This window comes from Streptomyces sp. SID11385 (genome assembly GCF_010548245.1).
Taxonomy (GTDB): Bacteria; Actinomycetota; Actinomycetes; order Streptomycetales; family Streptomycetaceae; genus Streptomyces.
This window is the reverse complement of the sequence record NZ_JAAGLR010001042.1, coordinates 1-1,316: the sequence shown is the minus strand read 5'-3', so window position 1 is coordinate 1,316 and position 1,316 is coordinate 1. Positions and strand designations below refer to the sequence as shown.

At 77.2% G+C, this 1,316-nt stretch carries 1 protein-coding gene; it reads right to left on the bottom strand.

The window, feature by feature from the left end:
- Positions 1-24: 24 nt before the first annotated feature.
- Positions 25-1,316: PQQ-binding-like beta-propeller repeat protein (locus tag G3I42_RS31940; RefSeq protein ID WP_164291178.1), on the bottom strand; the 1,292-nt coding region annotated here is incomplete at its 5' end.

Below are 1,316 nucleotides of genomic sequence, written 5' to 3'. Positions count from 1 at the left end.
GCACCGCGCGAGCGGCCCCGCCGGTCAGCCCGACTTCGGGGGCTTGCGCGCGTCGAAGGCGAAGAGGGTGTTCTTGTCCGCGGCCACGACCAGGGCGCCCCCCGCCACCGTCACCCGCGGTCCCGCGCCCTCCTCGCCCGTCAGCCCGTCGACCCGGGGGTCGGTGGTCCACAGGAGCGCGCCGTCGGAGGGCGAGAGCGCGACCACGCGCCCCGTGGCCGAGCTGAAGTACAGCGCGCCGTCGCCCGCGGCGGGCCCGGAGGCGCCCTCCACGGCGGTCTGCCGCGACCACTTCGCGCGCCCGCTCTCCGGGTCGATCGCGGTGACGCGCCCGGTCTGCCCGCTCACGTAGACGGTGCCGGCGGCCATGCCCGGGGTCCCCTCGTAGGTCCGGGCGAGCGGGGCGTACGTGACCTTCCGCGCGGCCGGGTCGGCCAGCGCCACGCCGTCGTAGCCCACCGAGGCCGGGCCCTCCATGCGGATGTGGAGGAGGGCGAGACGGCCGCCGGTGGCACCCACCGGCACGACGGGCCCCTTCACGGCGAGCGGGCTGCCGAGCCGCCCCGAGGCGCGGTCGACGGTGTACAGGGTGGGGTGGGACACCTTCAGCGCGTCGATCTCCGTGTCCCGCGCGCACATGGCGAGGAGCCGGGTGCCCGCGAGGACGGGGGCGCACCGGCTGCCCGCCGGGAACGGCGTCTTCCAGGCGACCTCACCGCTGTGCGCGTCCCTCGCCTCCAGCCGGGAGCCGGACCCGTCGACGGACACGACGGAGGCGCCGGCCACGACGGCGTCCTGGCTCCGGTTCGTCACGGCCTGGGACTGGGTGCGGACCGGTTCGGACCACAGCTCGCGGCCGGTCCGCGCGTCGAGCGCGACCACCTCGCCGGGCGGGTCCTTCGGGGCGTCCTCGGGCGCGAAACGGTAGCCGACCACGGTGTCCTGGGTGGCGCCCACGAGGTACATGCCCTGGACGGGGACGCCCGGGCTCTTCGCCGTCCACACCCGCGCGCCGTCCTTGAGGCTGAGGCGGCTCGCGATCACGCTGCCGCCCCCGCAGAACAACGCGTCCCCGTGCGAGACGCACCGCAGTTCGTCGGGGATGTCCGGGCGTCCGCCCAGCACCGTCCGGCGCCAGGGCGCGAACCCGTCCGGGGGTGCCGGGGCCGCGACGCCGCCGTTCTTGCCCTCGTCGCCCTCCCCGGAGCCCGCCGCCGTCACGACGGCGACTCCCCCGCCCACGGCCGTCACCGCGACCACGGCGGCGAGCACGGAACGCCAGCGGCGGCGGGGGCGGCGACCGTTGAGGGTGGTGT